The organism is Clostridium sp. AF02-29, assembly GCF_934835585.1.
Lineage (GTDB): Bacteria > Bacillota > Clostridia > Lachnospirales > Lachnospiraceae > Otoolea > Otoolea fessa.
In genome coordinates, this window is sequence record NZ_CAKVZK010000010.1 from 25,019 (window position 1) to 44,329 (window position 19,311).

Below are 19,311 nucleotides of genomic sequence, written 5' to 3' on the forward strand. Positions count from 1 at the left end.
CTGTTTTCTGGCTATTAAGGGAATATTATGGAGGAAAACTGGATGGAAAGGGACATCGAAAACCTGGTAATTCCGCAGCATGTCGCCCTCATTCTGGATGGCAACGGCAGATGGGCGAAGAAGAGAGGTCTTCCGAGAACCGTAGGTCATAAACAGGGGTGTGTGACGGTTGAACAGACGGTTGAGGATGCAGCGAGACTGGGAATCCGTTATCTGACGGTATATGGTTTTTCAACGGAAAACTGGAAGCGTTCTGCTGAAGAAGTAGGGGCGCTGATGCAGCTCTTCCGTTTTTATCTGAAACGGCTTTTAAAGATTGCCAAGAAAAATAATGTAAGAGTCAAAATGATCGGCGACCGCACGCGATTTGACAGCGATATCATCGAGGGCATCAATCGCCTGGAAGACGAGACGGCGGCAAACACGGGCATGACCTTTGTGATCGCAGTCAACTACGGCGGCAGAGATGAGATCACGCGCGCGGTGCGCCATATGATGATGGACTGTCAGGACGGAAAGCTGGTGCCGGAGGACGTGACAGAGCAGACCGTTGCGTCCTATTTAGATACGGCGGGCATCCCGGATCCGGATCTTCTGATCCGCACCAGCGGCGAGATTCGCCTGTCCAATTATCTGCTGTGGCAGCTTGCCTACAGTGAGATTTATATCACGGACTGCCTGTGGCCGGATTTCAACCGCGACGAGCTTATAAAGGCAATTGAGCAGTTCAATCAAAGAGACAGACGCTTTGGCGGAGTCAAGGCATAAGGAGGAGTTGCCATGTTCAGAACGAGGCTGATAAGCGGGATTGTGCTTGTAGCACTCGCGATTTTACTGGTTACAAAGGGCGGTGTCCTTCTGTACTGTGTGACCGCCGCGATCTCCCTGATCGGTATGTTTGAGCTTTACCGGGTTATGGGGATTGAGAAAAAAGCGCCAGGCATCGCCGGGTATCTGGCATGTCTGGGATATTATGGGCTGGTGTGGTTTGAAGGGCAGCATTATGTGACGCTGCTTGCGATTGCAGCCCTGATGGTGCTGATGAGCATTTACGTGTTCACGTTTCCGAAATATGGGACCGAGCAGATTACAGTAGCATTTTTCGGCATTTTTTATCTGGGAATTATGCTTTCCTACCTGTATCAGGTGCGGGCAATGGCGGACGGAAAATACCTTGTCTGGCTGATCTTTTTAAGCTCCTGGGGCTGTGACACCTGCGCATACTGCGCGGGAATGCTCCTTGGAAAACACCGTCTGGCACCGGTTTTAAGCCCGAAAAAATCGATCGAGGGCGCCGTCGGCGGTGTGGTCGGATCGGCTCTGTTAGGCTGCATTTATGCGTATTTCTTCGGTGCGAAGATGGACGAGGTCAGCAATCCGATGGTGGCATGTGCGGTGGCGTGTGCGATTGCGGCGGTCATTTCCCAGATCGGGGATCTGGCGGCGTCGGCGATCAAGCGGAACCACAATGTCAAGGATTACGGAAACCTGATTCCGGGACACGGCGGCGTGCTGGATCGGTTCGACAGCATGATTTTTACGGCACCGGCGATTTATTTTGCACTGACGTTTTTACGATAAAACGAAAGCATGTATGAAAATACAGAAACAGGAGAATAAGAAATGAAAAAAATTGCGATACTTGGATCAACCGGATCGATCGGAACACAGACATTGGAAGTGGTCCGGGCGAATAAAGATATAGAAGTAACGGCTCTGGCGGCTGGCAGCAATATTGATCTTCTGGAGAAACAGATCCGGGAGTTTTCTCCGAAGATCGCGGCGGTCTGGAACGAGGAAAAAGCAAAAGAACTGAAAGACCGTGTGCGCGATCTGGATATCCGTGTCGAGAGCGGCATGGATGGACTTCTCGCAGTGGCAACGGAGCTGGGTGCGGAGATTGTGGTGACAGCGGTAGTCGGAATGATCGGTATCCGCCCGACGATCGCAGCGATGAATGCTGGAAAAGATATTGCACTTGCAAACAAAGAGACCCTGGTAACGGCCGGGCATATCATTATGTCGCTGGCAAAGGAGAAGCATGTCCGCATTCTGCCGGTGGACAGCGAGCATAGCGCGATTTTCCAGAGTTTGAACGGCGAGACGGGAAATAAGATCCACAAGATTCTCCTGACAGCGTCCGGCGGACCGTTCCGCGGATGGACGAGAGAGCAGATGAAGGGTGTGCAGGTCGAAGATGCGCTGAAACATCCGAACTGGACGATGGGACGCAAGATCACGATCGACAGTTCCACGATGGTAAACAAAGGTCTGGAAGTTATGGAGGCAAGATGGCTCTTTGGCGTGGAGATGGATCAGGTGCAGGTGGTTGTGCAGCCGCAGAGTGTGATTCATTCAATGGTAGAATACGAGGACGGCGCGGTGATAGCGCAGCTCGGCACGCCGGATATGAAGCTTCCGATCCAGTATGCGCTGTATTATCCGGAACGCCGCTTCCTGGCGGGCGACCGGCTGGATTTTGCAAAGCTGGCACAGATTACCTTTGAAGCGCCGGATTTTGAGAATTTCCACGGACTTTCCCTGGCATACAAAGCCGGACGGCGCGGCGGCACGCTTCCGACCGTGTTCAACGCGGCAAATGAGCGGGCAGTCCAGAAATTCCTCGATCGCGAGATCGGATATCTGACCATCACTGATATGATTGAGGCGGCGATGGAACACCACACCGTGAAAGAGAATCCGACGGTCGAAGAGATTCTGGCAGCAGAACAGGAAACCTATGATTTTATAGAGAGCAGGTGGTAGATTGATAAGTTTGCTGGCGGCGCTGATTGTATTCAGCCTGATTGTGCTGTTTCACGAATTTGGACATTTTTTATTGGCAAAACGGGGCGGAATCTGCGTCGTTGAGTTTTCGCTCGGCATGGGTCCTAGACTTTTCAGTTTTGTGAAAGGCGGGACGCGGTACTCGCTGAAGCTGCTTCCGTTTGGCGGTTCTTGTATGATGCTGGGGGAAGATGAAGGGTATGATGCGCCGGGTGAGACGGAAAAAGGGAGTTCCTGCGATCAGAACCAGAGTCTGACAGATGGAAAAACGGATCGGCTCCTGCTGCCTCCGGGCGCAACAGGGACTTATTTTAATGCGGTTTCTGCCTGGACACGTTTTAAAGTAGTGGTGGCAGGACCTGTATTCAACTTCATTCTGGCGTGGTTTTGCGCCTTTTTCGTGATCAGCTGTGTGGGATTTGATCCGGCGTCGGTTGTCAGTGTTGAGGACGGCTATCCGGCACAGGAGGCGGGGCTGCAGGCGGGCGATACGATCGAGCGTTTAAATGGTACGCGCACCTATCTGTACCGCGATGTGCAGACGTATCTGCAGTTTCATCCGGGAAAGAGTGCCACGGTGGAGTATGTGCGGGATGGGAAATCCTACACGACGCAGATGGTTCCGCGCTATTCTGAGGAAGTGGGACGCTATCTTATTGGAATCAGCGGCGGCGTTTACCAGAAACCGGCGTCCGTGATTCAGACGGCGCAGTATAGCTTCTATGAAGTGCGCTATTGGATCCGTGTGACGTTCAGCAGCCTTGGCATGATTCTGAAGCGGCAGGTCAGCTCGAATGATATCGCGGGTCCGGTGCGGATTGTGTCGATGATCGGCACGACGGTCAAGGAGAGCCAGAGCTACGGACTTATGATTGTGCTTGTCAATTTGGCCAATATGTGTATTCTGCTCAGCGCCAATCTGGGTGTCATGAACCTGCTTCCGATTCCGGCGCTGGACGGCGGACGGCTTGTATTTATCATTCTGGAGATGCTGCGCGGCAAGCCGGTTGATCCGGAAAAAGAGGGCATGGTCCATATGGCGGGCATGGCGGCGTTGATGACGCTGATGTTATTTGTATTGTTTAACGATATTAGAAATTTAATGTAATGATAATTCATTTGATTCAAAGGCATGAAAGATTCGCTCGAAAAAGGCCGGAAATTTTGTGTCGGAGAAGAATGGTTTGGGAGGAACGATATGGGATACCGGGACGAGACGAAAGTGGTGCAGATTGGAAAACGACAGATCGGCGGCGGCAATCCGATTCTGATCCAGTCGATGTGTAATACGAAAACAGAGGATGTGAAGGCGACCGTCGAGCAGATTCTGGCGCTGGAGCACGCGGGCTGCGATATTATCCGTGTGGCAGTGCCGACAATGGAGGCGGCGGCTGCCCTGACGGAGATTAAACGCCAGATACATATTCCATTGGTGGCGGATATTCATTTTGACTATCGTCTCGCGATCGCGGCGATCGAGTGCGGCGCGGACAAAATCCGTATCAATCCGGGAAATATCGGTTCCAGAGAGCGGATCCAGGCGGTGGTTGACAAGGCAAAAGAGTATGGCGTGCCGATTCGTGTCGGCGTCAACAGCGGTTCTTTGGAAAAGCCATTGGTAGAGAAATATGGCGGCGTGACAGCGGAAGGGCTCGTTGAGAGTGCGCTGGATAAGGTTGCCCTGATTGAGCAGATGGGTTATGACAATCTGGTTATCAGCATCAAATCTTCGGATGTTATGATGTGTGTAAAAGCACATGAACTAATTGCAAAAAAGACTCATTATCCGCTGCATGTCGGTATCACAGAGGCGGGAACTGTGATTGCGGGCAATATCAAGTCAGCGGTCGGTCTGGGACTGATTTTGAGTCAGGGAATCGGTGATACGATCCGCGTGTCCCTGACAGGCAGCCCGCTGGAGGAGATCAAGTCGGCAAAGCTGATTTTGAAGACGCTGGGCCTTCGTCGGGGTGGCGTGGAAGTTGTTTCATGTCCGACCTGCGGACGCACGCAGATCGATCTCATCGGTCTGGCAAACCAGGTGGAGACGCTGGTACAGGGATATCCGCTGGATATCAAGGTTGCCGTCATGGGCTGCGTGGTCAACGGACCGGGCGAGGCGAAGGAAGCCGATCTCGGCGTAGCCGGCGGTATCGGCGAAGGACTTCTGATACGCAAGGGCGAGATTGTGAAAAAACTGCCGGAGAGTGAACTTTTACCGGCGCTCAAAGCGGAGCTTGACCGGATGGTGGAAGAGAAAAAAGCAAAGGAATGATAGAATGAAAACATTTCTGGAGGTATTTCCAGATTTACATATTGCGGAAAATGTGCGGGGACTGCTTGAAATGGTCGGGATCGAGAAGATCTCGACGAACCGTGACCGGAGCGTGATCCGCGTCTACATCGACAGCCCGCGCCTGATGCACAAGCAGAGTATCTACGATCTGGAAAAAGGCATCAAGGAGCAGTTGTTTCCGGGCAAACGGGTAACGATCAAGATTTTGGAGAAATACCATCTGTCCAGCCAGTATACGCCGGAAAAACTCATGAATGTGTACCGGGACAGTATTTTGATGGAGCTGAAAAATTACAGTATCCTTCTTTATAATATGTTCCGTAAGGCGGAGATGGATTTTGAAGAAGAAGGATACCTGAAGCTGTCGCTGGAGGACACGATGATCGTGCGCGATAAGGCACCGGAACTGGTGCGGATTCTGGAGAAAATCTTCACCGAGCGCTGCAATGTGCCGATGGTTGTGAAGACTTCCTACCGTCCGGTTGAGAAGAAGAATACTGAGCCGGAGATCATCTACATGAAGCCGCAGGCGGCAGGCGGAAGCGGCGCGGCTGCCGGAGCAGCAGGTGCCAATGAGGCGTATATGGAACCGTCGGGGGCAGAACCTGCCTCTGGCGGTGTCGATCTGCCATTTGACGAGGGAAAGACTGTTTTAAAACCGGTTGGTAAGCTGAAAGCCGGGGGGAATCCGGCAGGAGGCAGAAACCAGGCAGGCAGCGCAAATGCTGGATCTGGCAAGGGCGGCGAGTACCGCCGTTCGGGCTATATGAAGAAATCCGACAATCCGGATGTGCTGTTTGGGCGCGATTTCGATGAGGAGGCGAGCCCGATCGAGGAGCTGGAAGGCGAGGTTGGGCAGGTTGTCATCCGCGGAAAGATCCTGACCTGCGAGCTAAGGGAGCTCCGCAGCGGAAACACGCTTTTTTTATTTTCGGTGACCGACTTTACCGACACGATCGGCGTCAAGATCTTTGCACGGGAAGATACGCTGGATGATTTGAAGACAGCGACCAAGGCGGGACAGTTTGTCCGCATTAAGGGTGTTGCCAATATTGATAAATTTGACGGCGAGCTGACGATCGGTTCGGTTTCCGGCATCAAGAAATGCGAAGATTTCACCAGCAAGCGGATGGACAACAGTCCGGTCAAGCGCGTGGAACTTCACTGCCACACGAAGATGAGCGATATGGATGGTGTTTCCGAGGTCAAGGATATCATCAAGCGCGCCAAACAATGGGGCATGGATGCGATCGCTGTTACCGATCACGGTTGTGTGCAGGCGTTTCCGGATGCGAACCATGCGGTCGATAAGGGCGAAAACTTCAAGATCCTCTATGGCGTTGAGGGCTATCTCGTCGATGATATGAAGGAACTGGCGGAGAATGAGAAAGGGCAGACTTTAGACCACACCTGCGTTGTATTCGATATCGAGACGACCGGCTTCAGCCCGATCAAGAACCATATCATTGAGATCGGTGCGGTGCGCGTGACGGATGGAAAGATAGTGGACAAATTCAGCACATTTGTCAATCCGGAAGTGCCAATCCCCTATGACATTGAACAGCTGACAAGCATCAACGACGGCATGGTAATCAGCGCGCCGACGATCGAAGAGGTTCTGCCGGAATTTCTGGCATTCTGCGAGGGGGCGGTCATGGTCGCGCACAACGCGTCGTTTGATATCAGTTTCATCAAAGAAAATGCGAGACGGCAGGGACTCACATTCCAGCCGACGGTTCTCGATACGGTTTCGCTGGCGCGTGTTCTGCTGCCGAACCTGAACCGCTTCAAGCTCGACACGGTAGCGAAAGAGCTTAAAATTTCCCTCGAAAACCATCACCGGGCGGTCGATGATGCGGGGGCGACGGCAGAGATTTTTGTCAAGTTTATCGAGATGTTAAAGGCTCGTGATATCGAAAATCTGACGCAGCTCAACGAACTCAGCAAAATGACGCCGGAAATGATCCGGAAGATGCCGACCTACCATATTATTATTCTGGCGAAGAATGATGTCGGGCGAATCAACCTGTACCGGCTGATTTCCCAGTCAAACCTGACGTATTTTGCAAAACGTCCGCGGATTCCGAAGAGTCTGCTGGCGAGCCACCGCGAGGGGCTGATTCTTGGATCGGCGTGCGAGGCGGGCGAGCTGTTTCAGGCGATCCTGCGCGGGGTTCCGGAGGAGGAACTGGGAAAAATAGCGAATTTCTACGATTATCTGGAAGTGCAGCCGCTTGGAAACAACGCATTTATGCTGCGGGATGAGAAAAGTTCGGTCAACACCTGGGAGGATCTGCAGGATCTGAACCGCAAAGTGATTGAACTTGGCGAACAGTGGAACAAGCTGGTCTGCGCGACCTGCGACGTACATTTTCTCGATCCGGAGGATGAGGTCTACCGCCGTATCATCATGGCGAGCAAGGGCTTTAAGGATGCAGACGATCAGGCACCACTGTATCTGCGGACCACCGAGGAAATGCTGGGGGAATTTGAATATTTAGGCAGCGATAAGGCGGAGGAGATCGTTATCACAAACACGCGCAAGATTGCGGCGATGTGCGAGCGCATTTCCCCGGTACGCCCGGACAAGTGTCCGCCGGTTATTCCGAATTCGGATGATACGCTGCGTACCATCTGCTACAACCACGCGCATGATATGTACGGCGATAAGCTGCCGAAGGTGGTAGTCGATCGGTTGGAGCGTGAACTTCACTCGATCATTTCCAATGGATTCGCCGTTATGTATATCATCGCGCAGAAGCTGGTTTGGAAGTCGAATGAGGATGGATATCTGGTTGGTTCGCGAGGATCCGTTGGTTCCTCGCTGGCGGCGACGATGTCTGGTATCACGGAGGTAAATCCGCTGAGCCCGCATTATTACTGCCCGAACTGCCATTATTACGATTTTGATTCCGAAGACGTAAAGAAGTTTTCGGGTATGGCGGGCTGTGATATGCCGGATAAGATATGTCCAAAGTGCGGAAAACCGCTGAAAAAAGACGGGTTCGACATCCCGTTTGAGACGTTCCTGGGATTCAAGGGCGATAAGGAGCCGGATATCGACTTAAACTTCTCCGGCGAGTACCAGAGCCGGGCGCACAGCTATACGGAGGTCATCTTCGGAAAAGGACAGACCTTCCGTGCGGGGACGATCGGTACGCTGGCGGATAAGACAGCGTATGGTTTTGTGGCGCATTATTATGAGGATAAAGGAATCCGTAAGCGCCGGTGCGAGATTGAGCGCATCGTGTCCGGCTGCGTCGGCGTGCGGCGTACCACCGGACAGCATCCGGGCGGTATCATCGTACTGCCCCTCGGAGAGGAGATTGACACGTTTACACCGGTGCAGCACCCGGCGGACGATATGACGACACGTACCGTCACGACGCATTTCGATTACCACTCGATCGACCACAACTTGTTGAAACTCGATATTCTCGGACACGATGATCCGACCATGATTCGTATGCTGCAGGATTTGACGGGACTCGACCCGGTTAAGGATATTCCACTGGATTCGAAGGAGGTCATGAGTCTCTTCCAGAACACGGAGGCGCTCGGTGTCACTCCGGAGGATCTCGGCGGCTGTAAGCTCGGGGCGCTTGGCATTCCGGAGTTTGGTACAGACTTCGCGATGCAGATGTTGATCGATGCCAAACCGAAATATTTTTCGGATTTGGTGCGGATTTCCGGTCTGTCCCACGGTACGGATGTATGGTTAGGAAACGCGAAAGACCTTATCCTGAGCGGACAGGCGACGATTCAGACGGCGATCTGTTGTCGAGACGATATTATGATTTATCTGATTCAGAAAGGACTCGAAGAGGGACTCTCCTTCACTATCATGGAGTCTGTCCGAAAAGGAAAAGGACTGAAACCGGAGTGGATTGAAGAGATGAAAGCTCACGATGTGCCGCAGTGGTATATCGATTCCTGCCTGAAAATCAAGTATATGTTCCCGAAGGCGCACGCGGCGGCTTACGTTATGATGGCGTGGCGTGTGGCGTACTGTAAGGTATTTTACCCGCTGGCGTACTATGCGGCATATTTCAGCATCCGTGCGAGTGGATTTACCTACAAGCTGATGTGCCAGGGGCGCGATAAGCTGGAGTATCATCTGGCGGAATACAAGAGCCGGTCGGATTCTCTTTCCAAGAAAGAGCAGGACACGCTGCGCGATATGCGTATCGTACAGGAAATGTACGCGCGCGGATTTGAGTTCATGCCGATCGATATTTACCGGGCAAAAGCCCGCAATTTCCAGATCATAGACGGAAAGCTGATGCCGTCGTTAAGCAGTATCGACGGACTCGGAGAGAAAGCGGCAGACGCGATTGTTTTTGCGGCGGAGGACGGAAAGTTCTTGTCGAAAGAGGACTTTATCAACCGTACCAAGGTTACGAAGACGGTGTGTGATCTGATGGCAGAGCTGGGAATTCTGACGGGGCTGCCGGAGAGCAATCAGCTTTCGCTGTTTGATATGGTGATGTAAAAGAGCCGTACTAAAAAATGGGCTCAATTACTATATAATTATTTAAAAATAAACATATGAAGGAGAAGAAAAATGAAACGTTCAATGGAAACAACGTGCATCCAGGGCGGATGGCAGCCGAAAAATGGAGAGCCGAGAATTCTGCCGATCTACCAGAGCACGACTTTTAAGTATTCAACCAGTGAGCAGATGGGAAGACTCTTCGATCTGGAGGAAAACGGATATTTTTATACCCGTCTGGCAAACCCGACCAATGATGCAGTCGCAGATAAGATCCGTGAGCTGGAGGGCGGCGCGGCAGCAATGCTGACATCCTCCGGACAGGCGGCAAACTTTTATGCGGTATTTAATATCTGTGGCGCGGGCGATCATCTGGTCTGCTCGGCAACCGTATACGGCGGCACATCGAACCTGTTTGTCGTTACGATGAAAAAAATGGGCGTCGATGTTACGTTAGTTGACCCGGATGCGCCGGAAGAGGAGATCGAGAAGGCGATCCGCCCGAACACAAAGTGTATCTTCGGTGAGTCGATCGCAAACCCGGCTCTGGTAGTGCTGGATCTGGAAAAATTTGCCCGGATTGCACACAGAAATGGTATTCCATTTATTGTAGATAATACGTTTGCAACTCCGATCAACTGCCGTCCGTTCGAGTGGGGCGCAGATATTGTAACGCATTCTACTACAAAATATATGGATGGACATGCGATGACCGTCGGTGGCTGCATCGTGGACAGTGGCAATTTTGACTGGGAAGCACATGCAGACAAATTCCCGGGTCTGACGACGCCGGATGAGTCTTACCACGGCATTATTTACACGAAGAAATTCGGTAAGGCGGCTTATATCACCAAGGCAACCGCACAGGTAATGCGTGATCTCGGTTCCATCCCGTCCCCGCAGAATTCCTTCTTATTGAATATCGGTCTGGAGACGCTGCATCTGCGTATGCCGCGCCATTGTGAGAATGCACAGAAGGTAGCAGAGTATTTACAGAGCCGTGAAGATGTGGCTTGGATCAATTATCCGGGACTTGAAAATGATAAATACCATGCACTGGCGCAGAAATATATGCCGAACGGTACATGCGGCGTTATTTCTTTCGGCTTAAAGGGCGGTCGTCAGGCAGCTGGCGAGTTCATGGATAAGCTGAAACTGGCAGCCATCGTAACCCATGTTGCCGATGCGAGAACCTGCGTTCTGCATCCGGCAAGCCATACTCACCGTCAGCTCTCCGATGAGCAGCTCAGGGAGGCAGGCGTTGATCCAAGCCTGATCCGTTTGAGTGTCGGAATTGAGAATGTGGATGATATCATCGAGGATATCCGTCAGGCGCTGGAGGACTAAAATGCCAGGAATGGCGATATAACAGCTTTATGCCGGGTATCCGTGAGATGTTTCAATGCGGTTGTTAAAATGAGCGCTTACAACGACAGGTCAGTCGGGATGACACATAAATCTGTGTCAGTCTCCGGCTGACCTCTTGTTTTATTTGCAAAAATCTGCCATACTATGAGAGATGGCACTGTAGTTTTCAATGATACGGCAGGTGTCTGATGAATGAGGCAGAGAAATGGACTGGTAGAAAATGGAGAAAATACTTAAAAAATTGAAAAAACTGCTGCGTCTGATTTTCGGGCGTACCACGCTGGGAACGCTGTTTCTGCTGATACAGATTCTTGTGCTCTTTGCCGGGTTTAACTGGTTTAGAGAGTACCTGATCTATATGTACGGCGGATCTGCGATGCTCAGTGCGCTGGTTTTGATCTATATTATCAGCGATGAGGGAAACAGCACGATCAAGCTGTCCTGGGTAGTGCCGATATTGATATTTCCGGTGTTTGGAACGCTGTTTTATCTGTTTTTGACGCTGCAGCCGGGCACGCGCCGCATTAACCGGCGGATCGAGGAGGTTGGGACAAAACTGCGTCCGTACCTTTTACAGGATCCGGAGGTGCTGGCACACTATGAGAGCATCAGCGCCAGCGGCGGCAATCTCGTCCGCTATATGAACCAGTACGGACGTTTCCCGGCGTATGAAAATACGGGGGTACGCTATTTCCCACTGGGAGATGATATGTTTCCAGTATTATTGGAAGAACTCAAAAAAGCGGAACATTTTATATTTATGGAATATTTTATCGTAGAACACGGAGTGATGTGGGATGCGATTTTACAGGTGTTAGAGACGAAGGTCGCCGAGGGCGTGGAAGTCCGGTTTATGTATGACGGCATGGGAAATCTCTTCACGTTGCCGCACGGCTATGAGAAAGCGATGCAGGAGAAAGGTATCCAGTGCAAGATTTTTGCGCCGGTGCGTCCGGCTCTCTCGAGTTACCAGAATAACCGCGATCACCGGAAAATCTGTGTGATCGATGGTCATACCGCGTTTACCGGGGGCGTGAACCTGGCAGATGAATATATTAACCAGCGGGTGCGCTTCGGACACTGGAAGGACACGGCGGTCATGCTCAAGGGAAAAGCTGTAGACAGTTTTACAATGATGTTTTTGCAGCTCTGGGATGTGACGGAACGGGATGCGGAAGAATATCGCCGTTTTCTGTGTCCGGAGACATTTCATATGCCGGAGGGCATGGACTATGGCGGCTTTGTGATGCCATATGCGGACAGCCCGCTCGACGGGGAAAATGTCGGCGAGTCGGTGTACCTCGATATTTTAGGGCGTTCACGCCGGTATGTGCACATCACGACTCCGTATCTGATTCTCGACGATACGACGCTGGCGGCGCTCAAGTTTGCGGCAAAGCGCGGCGTGGAGGTCATTATTATCATGCCGCATATACCGGATAAGTTATATGCGTACCTGCTGGCGCGCAGCTACTACGCGGAGCTTCTGCGGGCTGGTGTTCAGATCTATGAATACACGCCGGGCTTTATCCATGCGAAGATGTTTACGAGCGACGATGAGAAGGCGGTGGTCGGAACGATCAACCTTGATTTCAGAAGCCTGTATCTGCATTTTGAGTGCGCGTCCTATTTCTTCCGCAATGCGGTTGTGATGGATGTGGAAGAAGATTTCCAGAAAACACTTGCAAAGAGCGAGCGGATTACTCTGGAAAACTGTCGGAAGTATCCGTTTATCCGGCGGTTTGCGGGGAAGGCACTGCGGATTCTGGCGCCGCTTATGTAGAACTTCAAAACGAGAGATATGGCATATTTATGTTTTCTTGAATGAAAAACAAGGATAAATAAGCAAAAAATGTGAGAGCAAATGACGAACAGGGAGAGATAAACGTATGGAATGGCACGATGGAAGACACCGCTGCCGCTGGGCGAATCCAAAGAATGAATTGTATATCCGTTACCACGACGAGGAGTGGGGAAAGCTGGTTCGGGATGATGCGAAGCTCTTTGAGATGCTGATCCTTGAATGCTTTCAGGCAGGGCTTTCGTGGGAGTGCATCCTCAATAAGCGGGAGGCGTTCCGCGCCGCGTTCGATGAATTTGACCTGGACAAGGTGTGCGGTTACGACGAGGCGAAGGAGGAAGCACTCCGGACCGCCCCGGGAATTGTACATAACCGGCTGAAAATTCATGCCGCTGTCACGAATGCACGGATATTCCGGGAAATTCAGAATGAATATGGGAGTTTTGACGCGTATCTGACTCACTGGACAGGAGACGCGGTGATTCATGAGACAGGCAAAGTCAGTTCGCCGCTCTCAGATGCAGTGTCGGCAGATCTCAAAAAGCGTGGGATGAAGTTTGCCGGGACGGTGATTATTTATTCGTATCTGCAGGCGGTCGGGCGGATTGAGTCGCATGAGGATGGATGCTTTCTGGGATATAAGATGTAAAATAACAAGATGGCAGGTGCAGGAAAAAGGGCGTACCAGAAACATATCGCAAGCGACCGCGCTTGGCGCGAGAATGTGCCAAGGCACATTCTTTTTCACGGGAGGACGGAGCGATGGATTCCGAGAATGCGAATAAGAGTAAGAGGAAAAAGACTTCAAACATAATACAGATCTGCATCGGCGTGCTGGCGGTTGTGCTGGCGGCACTGATTATCGTGATGATGGGAATTGTCTCCAGTATTCAGGGAACGGCGCGTGTGGTCAATTATGCGGGACTGGTGCGCGGAAAGACACAGCGTATCATTAAATTGGAAATTTCCGGTCAGCCGGAGGATGGTATGATTCAGGATATTGAGGCCTTCGTCGATGGTCTGCGGAATGGCAATGGCGAACTGGGGCTGGTGCGCCTTGATGACGGGGCGTTTCAGAGTAAGATGCAGGAGTTGGAGGAGTACTTTGCCGCGCTTCACTATGAAATCCTGCGTGTCCGGGAAGTCGGCTATGAGAATACAGAGATCATTGATAAGAGCGAGCGGTTCTTTGAAATCTGTGATGAGGCGACGGGACTGGCGGAGGCGTATTCCCAGAGGAAGGCATCCTCGCTGACGGTAATTGAAAAATATATCACGATTGATATTATTGTTCTGATGCTTCTGATTGGATATGAATTTATCAAGGCGGTGCGCTTTGCGGCGATGAACCGCGCGCTGCAGAAAAAGGTGTATTTGGACAAGGCGACCGGACTTCCCAATAAGAATAAATGCGAAGAATTGCTGGACGATCCGGAACCGGCGGCAGAGAATGTGGGAGTATGCAGTTTTGACCTGAATAATCTCCGCCGAATCAACAACAGCATGGGGCATGAGGCGGGGGATGCCTACATCAGGCGGTTCGCCGTCTGCCTGCGCGCGTCCATGCCTGCGGAACAGTTCGTAGGGCGGGACGGCGGCGATGAATTTATTGCCGTTACGCATGGTCTGGATGAGGAGGCCATGCGGGAATGCCTCACCCATGTGCGGGAGGCGATGACAGAGGAGTCAAAGGGACATCCGGATATGCCGCTCAGCTATGCGGCCGGGTATGCACTTGCCAGTGATTTTCCGGGCAGCACGATGCGGGAGCTTTTCAGTTTTGCCGATAAAAATATGTATATCAACAAAAACCATGTAAAGCGCGAGGAAGCGGCAGCGGAAAAACGGCTGGATTTCCACCTGCTCAAGCTTTTAAACCGGTACGGGAGAAACTTTTCGGATTGTCTCTACTGCGACGCGCACATGGATACCTACCGGGCACTCCGTGCCAGTGCTGATTTCTTTCTGGCGTCAGACGGAAGCTATTCCGGTGCGGCGGAGCAGATAGCAGCGGAACGGGTGGCTCGTGCTGACCGCGCCAACATCCGCCAGAGCCTGCAGGTTTCAGAGCTTTCCGGGAAGCTGCAGGCGGAGGGAGATCTACTCGAATTGCAGTATGACACGAACGGTCAGGGACTCTACAGCCGCCTGACGCTGATCCCGGTAGATTGGGATGAGGAAGGAAAGCTGCATCATTTCCTGCTGGCATTTGAGACGATCCGGAAAAGTTCAGAAGGGCGGGCAGATGCGAAGGAACAGCTGACGCTTTATTATGAACAGCTCAAACAGTCGATTCTGGAAAATGACAGCTATGTGGATGCACTCCTGGATCTGTCGGATATGATATATACAGTTAATTTGACAAAGGATATTCTGGAGAAGAGTGTTGTCCTGAATGGAAAAGACGAGGAATGCCGGGAGCTATTTATGGACTATCCGTTGCCGTGTTCTTACCGTGATTATTGCAGTGAATATATGAAGATGGTCACCCAGGAGACCTTGGGAAGCTATCGTCTGGCAGATGATCCGGCTAAGCTGTTGAAGCGGTTTGAGGCAGGGGAGAAACATATTTCCGTGGAATACTGTATCCAGGAGGAAGATGGAACGATCTGCTGGGTACAGAAAACAGTTCTGATGACGCAGACGATCGTGTTTGATACGGAGCTTTCTTGTGAGATGCCGGTGGTTCATGCGATCATTCTTCTGCAGGATACGTCGCAGATGCACGCGCGGGATGAACAGGAGCACGCGCGCCTGCAGGCGGCATTTGATGAAATGCGGACGGCAAACCGGGCGAAAACAGATTTCTTAAGCCGCATGAGTCACGATATCCGGACACCGCTCAATGGCATTATCGGGCTTTTAAAAATCGATGAGGCACATTTTGATGATAAGGAGATGGTGATGGAAAATCACCGGAAAATGCAGGTGGCGGCGGGGCATCTGCTGTCCCTCATCAATGATGTGCTGCAGATGAGCAAGCTGGAAGAGGGAAAGATCATTCTGGCACATGATTATATTTCATTGGCAGAGATGACGCGCGATATCGTGAGCATCATCATCGAGCGCGCGGTAGATGCGGGCATTCAATGGGAGTATGATAAAAGAAAAGCGGAGATTCCGTATCCGTATATTTATGGCAGCCAGCTCCATCTGCGCCAGATTTTCCTGAATATTTATGGAAACTGCATCAAATATAATCGTCCGGGCGGAAAAATCAGTACCAGGGTGGAGGCGCAGGATGTACGGGACGGCTGGTGCGTCTATAGGTGGACGATCTCGGACACGGGAGTTGGCATGAGCCAGGAATTTCTGGATCACATCTTTGACCCGTTTGCACAGGAGAAAAATGATGCGCGTAGTGTTTACCAGGGAACTGGGCTTGGCATGACGATCGTCAAAGGGCTGATTGAACAGATGCACGGAAACATCGAAGTGACGAGTGAGGTCGGCATTGGAACGACGTTTGTGGTGGAAATTCCATTTGAGATTGCACCGCCGCCGGAGGAGTTCCCGGTTAAAGAAGCAGCGCCGTCAGGAGATATTCACGGTTTGAAGCTGCTTTTGGCGGAGGACAATGAGTTGAATGCAGACATCGCGGAAACACTTCTGACCGATGCGGGTGCCCATGTCACGATTGTGAAGAACGGGAAGAAGGCAGTAGACTGCTTTGAGGCGGCACCTCCGGGGACGTTCGATGCGATTCTCATGGATGTGATGATGCCGGTGATGGATGGTCTGGCTGCGACACGCGCGATCCGGGCGATTCCACGGGCGGATGCAAGGCAGATTCCGATTCTTGCCATGACGGCAAATGCCTTTGAAGAGGATGCCAGGCAGTGCTTGGCAGCTGGGATGAATGTGCATCTGGCAAAACCACTGCAGATGGATAAGGTGCTGGCGGCGCTCATGGAGTGCTGCGGCAAAAAGAGGGATCTATAAAGTTTGGAAAGGGCGAAAAGGAACGCAGGCGGTACAGGTATGAAAGCAATCTCTATTTACACGATTACCCGAAATCAGAATACGGAATACCTTCAAAAGCTGGAACGACAGCTTTCGGGGCGGGATGTATTTCTGAAAATACGGGAATGGGAGCTGGACAGCATGAAAGCGCTTGTTTCGGAGTTGGAGAGACATATGCAGGCGGTGTACGCACTGCGTTTTTTCTATTCGTTTCAGATTCCGAGACTGGGGAAAGAGTTTGATCTGCTTCAGATCAAGGAAGAACAAATTTTAAACCTTGAATTAAAGAGCGGACAGGTGTCGGATGAGGCGATCCGCAAGCAGCTCATACAAAACCGGTATTATCTGGCGGCGCTGGGAAAGCCGATTCGTTCGTACACTTATATTAGCAGCCAGAACCGTCTGGTGCGTCTGACGAATCATGACCGCATTGTGGAGGCGGACTGGGAACAGCTCTGCCGGGATTTGCAACAGGAGAGTGCTGATTATCCAGGCGATATCGAAGACCTGTTTCAGGCGGAGCTGTACCTGATTTCGCCGCTCACAGAGCCGGGACGGTTCTTAAAGAAAGAATATTTCCTGACATACCAGCAGAGGGATATTGAACGCCAGATTTTAAAGAAAATCCGGGCAGACCGGACGGGATATTTCTGGTTTACCGGGCTTCCGGGGACGGGAAAAACGCTGCTTTTATATGATATTGCGATGAAACTCTCCGGGCGGCAGCGGGTGTGCATGATCCACTGCGGTGAAGCGGGAAAAGAGTGGAAGGTGCTGCACGAGCGGCTGCGGCGGGTGGAGTACCTGGCGGAGGATAGTGTTCAAACGGGAGCGGAAATCAGGTTTGAAGCATACAGCGCGATCTTAGTAGATGAGGCACACCTTCTGTCGCCCAATACATTGGAAATTTTGCTGGAGATCGGCAAAACGCGTCCGGTTATTTTTTCCAGTAACTGTGAGGATATGATTTCGCCGGAAGAATTGGATCTGGGTGCAATAAAGCTCTTGGGGGAGCAGCCGGGAATCCAGACATTCCACCTGACGAATCGGATCCGTGCGAATGCAGAACTTTCCTATTTTATACAAAATATGATGCACCTGCCGCACGGACGCGGAATGCGGCACTATCCCCATGTCGCGGTGGTTTATGCCAACGATGAGTCAGAAGCAGCTAATTTGCTGAATGATTACATCCGTCAGGGATATGAGTGCCAGGAATCCGATTGGCAGGAAAAACTGGAAAAGCAATCCGATTCTGCCGTAGAAATACAATCTCGCCATACGCGAGAAGTCGATCGCATGGTGCATCGGCTGGATGGGCGATATTATTATGATGAAATGGGATATCTGCGCTCGACAGAGCGCGATGTGAGACCTCTTTTTTATCAGCTCAGCGAGGCAAAAGAAGAACTGGCGCTGGTGGTGATGGGAAATGAGAAGCTGTATGGAACGCTGCTGAACTTGTTTTAAGGTGTTTTGAAGGAAAAGTTTTATATAAAATGTTGGAATGTGCTCAAAAAGCATATTTCCAACATTTTTTGTCGTTCATTATGCTAAGGACAAGAAAAAAGCCTCAGGCAGACACCTGAGGCCAGTTAAACTCGATTTAGGCTCTTTCAACTAAACCGGATCTTAAGCAAGAAGTACATACATACATCTTCTGAGCTCCGCCATTAGTTTTAACCTTAACAGACTTAACGTTAGCTTTCCACATTTTGTTAGATCTTCTATGTGAATGACTCACTGCATTACCAAAATGAGCAGCTTTCTCGCAGATTGCACACTTAGCCATCGTAGCACCTCCTTAACCGATCATTGGACTTCCTATTAAAATCCATAACAAAGGTATAATAGCAGAAAATAGGAAAATATGCAAGTGAAAAACCAAAAAAAATAAAAAAAGTTTTCGACAGATGTCTATTTTCTATTTCCTTTTTAACGTGGGTGGTGTATAATATACGCGTAAGCCATGAGTCATGCGGATAAAAAAGGCTGAAAAACGGTGTTGTGCTTGCACATAAGCCGTATTTCAGACATTTTTATCCATAGGGCGAAGCCCGTGAGCGAGATGGAGCGAAGCGGAATCGAGCTGCATGACGGGGTAGAGAGACGCATATATTTCATCCCACGCGCCGACACAGGAGCCGTTCCGGCTCCGCATGTCCAGCCCGTAAAAAATCATGGCATAAAATTCGAATCAAACAAAAACAAGTAAAGAAACGGAGGCTGTCAATATGAAAGGACGCATCGACAATAAAATGGGTTCGATCCAGATCGATCCGGAAGTAATTGCAATGTACGCCGGAACGACAGCAGTAGAATGCTTCGGTATCGTTGGCATGGCGGCTGTCAGTATGAAAGATGGTCTGGTAAGACTGCTTAAAAGAGAAAGCCTGACACACGGCATCAACGTAGCCATCAAGGACAATGCACTCAGCATCGATTTCCACGTAATCGTGGCATACGGGGTCAGCATCTCTACCGTTGCGGACAACCTGATCGAGAGTGTAAAATATAAAGTAGAAGAGTTTACTGGCATGAAGGTTGAGAAAATCAGCATTTATGTTGAAGGCGTAAGAGTGATAGATTAAGGAGGAACAAACC

The 19,311-nt window shown here is 51.0% G+C and carries 13 protein-coding genes; 12 read left to right on the forward strand and 1 reads right to left on the reverse strand.

What is annotated here, in order from left to right:
- The first annotated feature begins 42 nt into the window (after window positions 1-42).
- The 11 genes from PUQ60_RS04175 (at window position 43) to PUQ60_RS04225 (ending at window position 18,177) form a co-directional block, all read left to right on the forward strand.
- Window positions 43-768, forward strand: coding sequence for an isoprenyl transferase (locus PUQ60_RS04175; protein ID WP_118293664.1), 726 nt, complete (start codon window positions 43-45; stop codon window positions 766-768).
- Between the two features lie 12 nt (window positions 769-780).
- The gene (locus tag PUQ60_RS04180; RefSeq protein WP_106999776.1) at window positions 781-1,581 is read left to right on the forward strand and encodes a phosphatidate cytidylyltransferase; all 801 of its coding nucleotides are present in this window, start codon (window positions 781-783) and stop codon (window positions 1,579-1,581) included.
- Between the two features lie 42 nt (window positions 1,582-1,623).
- Window positions 1,624-2,766, forward strand: coding sequence for a 1-deoxy-D-xylulose-5-phosphate reductoisomerase (locus PUQ60_RS04185; protein WP_022360463.1), 1,143 nt, complete (start codon window positions 1,624-1,626; stop codon window positions 2,764-2,766).
- Window position 2,767: 1 nt separating this feature from the next.
- Window positions 2,768-3,895: an RIP metalloprotease RseP gene (gene rseP, locus PUQ60_RS04190; protein WP_337800098.1), complete on the forward strand. Its 1,128-nt coding sequence runs from the start codon at window positions 2,768-2,770 to the stop codon at window positions 3,893-3,895.
- Between the two features lie 90 nt (window positions 3,896-3,985).
- Window positions 3,986-5,062 carry a flavodoxin-dependent (E)-4-hydroxy-3-methylbut-2-enyl-diphosphate synthase gene (ispG, locus tag PUQ60_RS04195; RefSeq protein WP_117795284.1) on the forward strand — a complete coding sequence of 359 codons (1,077 nt, stop codon included), beginning with the start codon at window positions 3,986-3,988 and terminating at the stop codon, window positions 5,060-5,062.
- A 4-nt stretch (window positions 5,063-5,066) separates the two neighbouring features.
- The gene (locus PUQ60_RS04200) at window positions 5,067-9,575 is read left to right on the forward strand and encodes a PolC-type DNA polymerase III (protein ID WP_273380173.1); all 4,509 of its coding nucleotides are present in this window, start codon (window positions 5,067-5,069) and stop codon (window positions 9,573-9,575) included.
- 72 nt (window positions 9,576-9,647) lie between these two features.
- On the forward strand, window positions 9,648-10,922 hold the full coding sequence (locus PUQ60_RS04205; protein ID WP_022360468.1) for an aminotransferase class I/II-fold pyridoxal phosphate-dependent enzyme: 1,275 nt from the start codon (window positions 9,648-9,650) through the stop codon (window positions 10,920-10,922).
- Between the two features lie 262 nt (window positions 10,923-11,184).
- Window positions 11,185-12,726 (forward strand): cardiolipin synthase, encoded by a 1,542-nt coding sequence (gene cls, locus PUQ60_RS04210; RefSeq protein WP_337636196.1) that lies wholly within the window; start codon window positions 11,185-11,187, stop codon window positions 12,724-12,726.
- Between the two features lie 106 nt (window positions 12,727-12,832).
- The gene (locus tag PUQ60_RS04215; protein WP_118637429.1) at window positions 12,833-13,393 is read left to right on the forward strand and encodes a DNA-3-methyladenine glycosylase I; all 561 of its coding nucleotides are present in this window, start codon (window positions 12,833-12,835) and stop codon (window positions 13,391-13,393) included.
- 113 nt (window positions 13,394-13,506) lie between these two features.
- Entirely contained in the window at window positions 13,507-16,686 is a 3,180-nt protein-coding gene (locus PUQ60_RS04220) for an ATP-binding protein (protein ID WP_273380169.1), read from the forward strand.
- A gap of 39 nt (window positions 16,687-16,725) precedes the next feature.
- Window positions 16,726-18,177 (forward strand): AAA family ATPase, encoded by a 1,452-nt coding sequence (locus PUQ60_RS04225; protein ID WP_273380167.1) that lies wholly within the window; start codon window positions 16,726-16,728, stop codon window positions 18,175-18,177.
- Window positions 18,178-18,313: 136 nt separating this feature from the next.
- Here the strand turns inward: PUQ60_RS04225 and rpmB are convergent, their stop codons facing one another.
- Complete coding sequence (rpmB, locus tag PUQ60_RS04230; RefSeq protein WP_003504147.1) at window positions 18,314-18,499, reverse strand: 50S ribosomal protein L28; 186 nt, start codon at window positions 18,497-18,499, stop codon at window positions 18,314-18,316.
- Window positions 18,500-18,941: 442 nt separating this feature from the next.
- Here rpmB and PUQ60_RS04235 point away from each other — a divergent pair, with 442 nt between their 5' ends.
- On the forward strand, window positions 18,942-19,298 hold the full coding sequence (locus tag PUQ60_RS04235) for an Asp23/Gls24 family envelope stress response protein (RefSeq protein ID WP_022359718.1): 357 nt from the start codon (window positions 18,942-18,944) through the stop codon (window positions 19,296-19,298).
- Window positions 19,299-19,311: the final 13 nt, after the last annotated feature.

Bases quoted from the DNA above. Each gene is read 5' to 3' on its own strand.
- PUQ60_RS04215 (WP_118637429.1), top strand. From the start codon at position 12,833: ATGGAATGGCACGATGGAAGACACCGCTGCCGCTGGGCGAATCCAAAG.
- rpmB (WP_003504147.1), bottom strand. From the start codon at position 18,499: ATGGCTAAGTGTGCAATCTGCGAGAAAGCTGCTCATTTTGGTAATGCA.
- PUQ60_RS04180 (WP_106999776.1), top strand. From the start codon at position 781: ATGTTCAGAACGAGGCTGATAAGCGGGATTGTGCTTGTAGCACTCGCG.
- PUQ60_RS04225 (WP_273380167.1), top strand. From the start codon at position 16,726: ATGAAAGCAATCTCTATTTACACGATTACCCGAAATCAGAATACGGAA.
- PUQ60_RS04205 (WP_022360468.1), top strand. From the start codon at position 9,648: ATGAAACGTTCAATGGAAACAACGTGCATCCAGGGCGGATGGCAGCCG.
- PUQ60_RS04235 (WP_022359718.1), top strand. From the start codon at position 18,942: ATGAAAGGACGCATCGACAATAAAATGGGTTCGATCCAGATCGATCCG.
- PUQ60_RS04200 (WP_273380173.1), top strand. From the start codon at position 5,067: ATGAAAACATTTCTGGAGGTATTTCCAGATTTACATATTGCGGAAAAT.
- PUQ60_RS04175 (WP_118293664.1), top strand. From the start codon at position 43: ATGGAAAGGGACATCGAAAACCTGGTAATTCCGCAGCATGTCGCCCTC.
- PUQ60_RS04185 (WP_022360463.1), top strand. From the start codon at position 1,624: ATGAAAAAAATTGCGATACTTGGATCAACCGGATCGATCGGAACACAG.
- ispG (WP_117795284.1), top strand. From the start codon at position 3,986: ATGGGATACCGGGACGAGACGAAAGTGGTGCAGATTGGAAAACGACAG.
- PUQ60_RS04220 (WP_273380169.1), top strand. From the start codon at position 13,507: ATGGATTCCGAGAATGCGAATAAGAGTAAGAGGAAAAAGACTTCAAAC.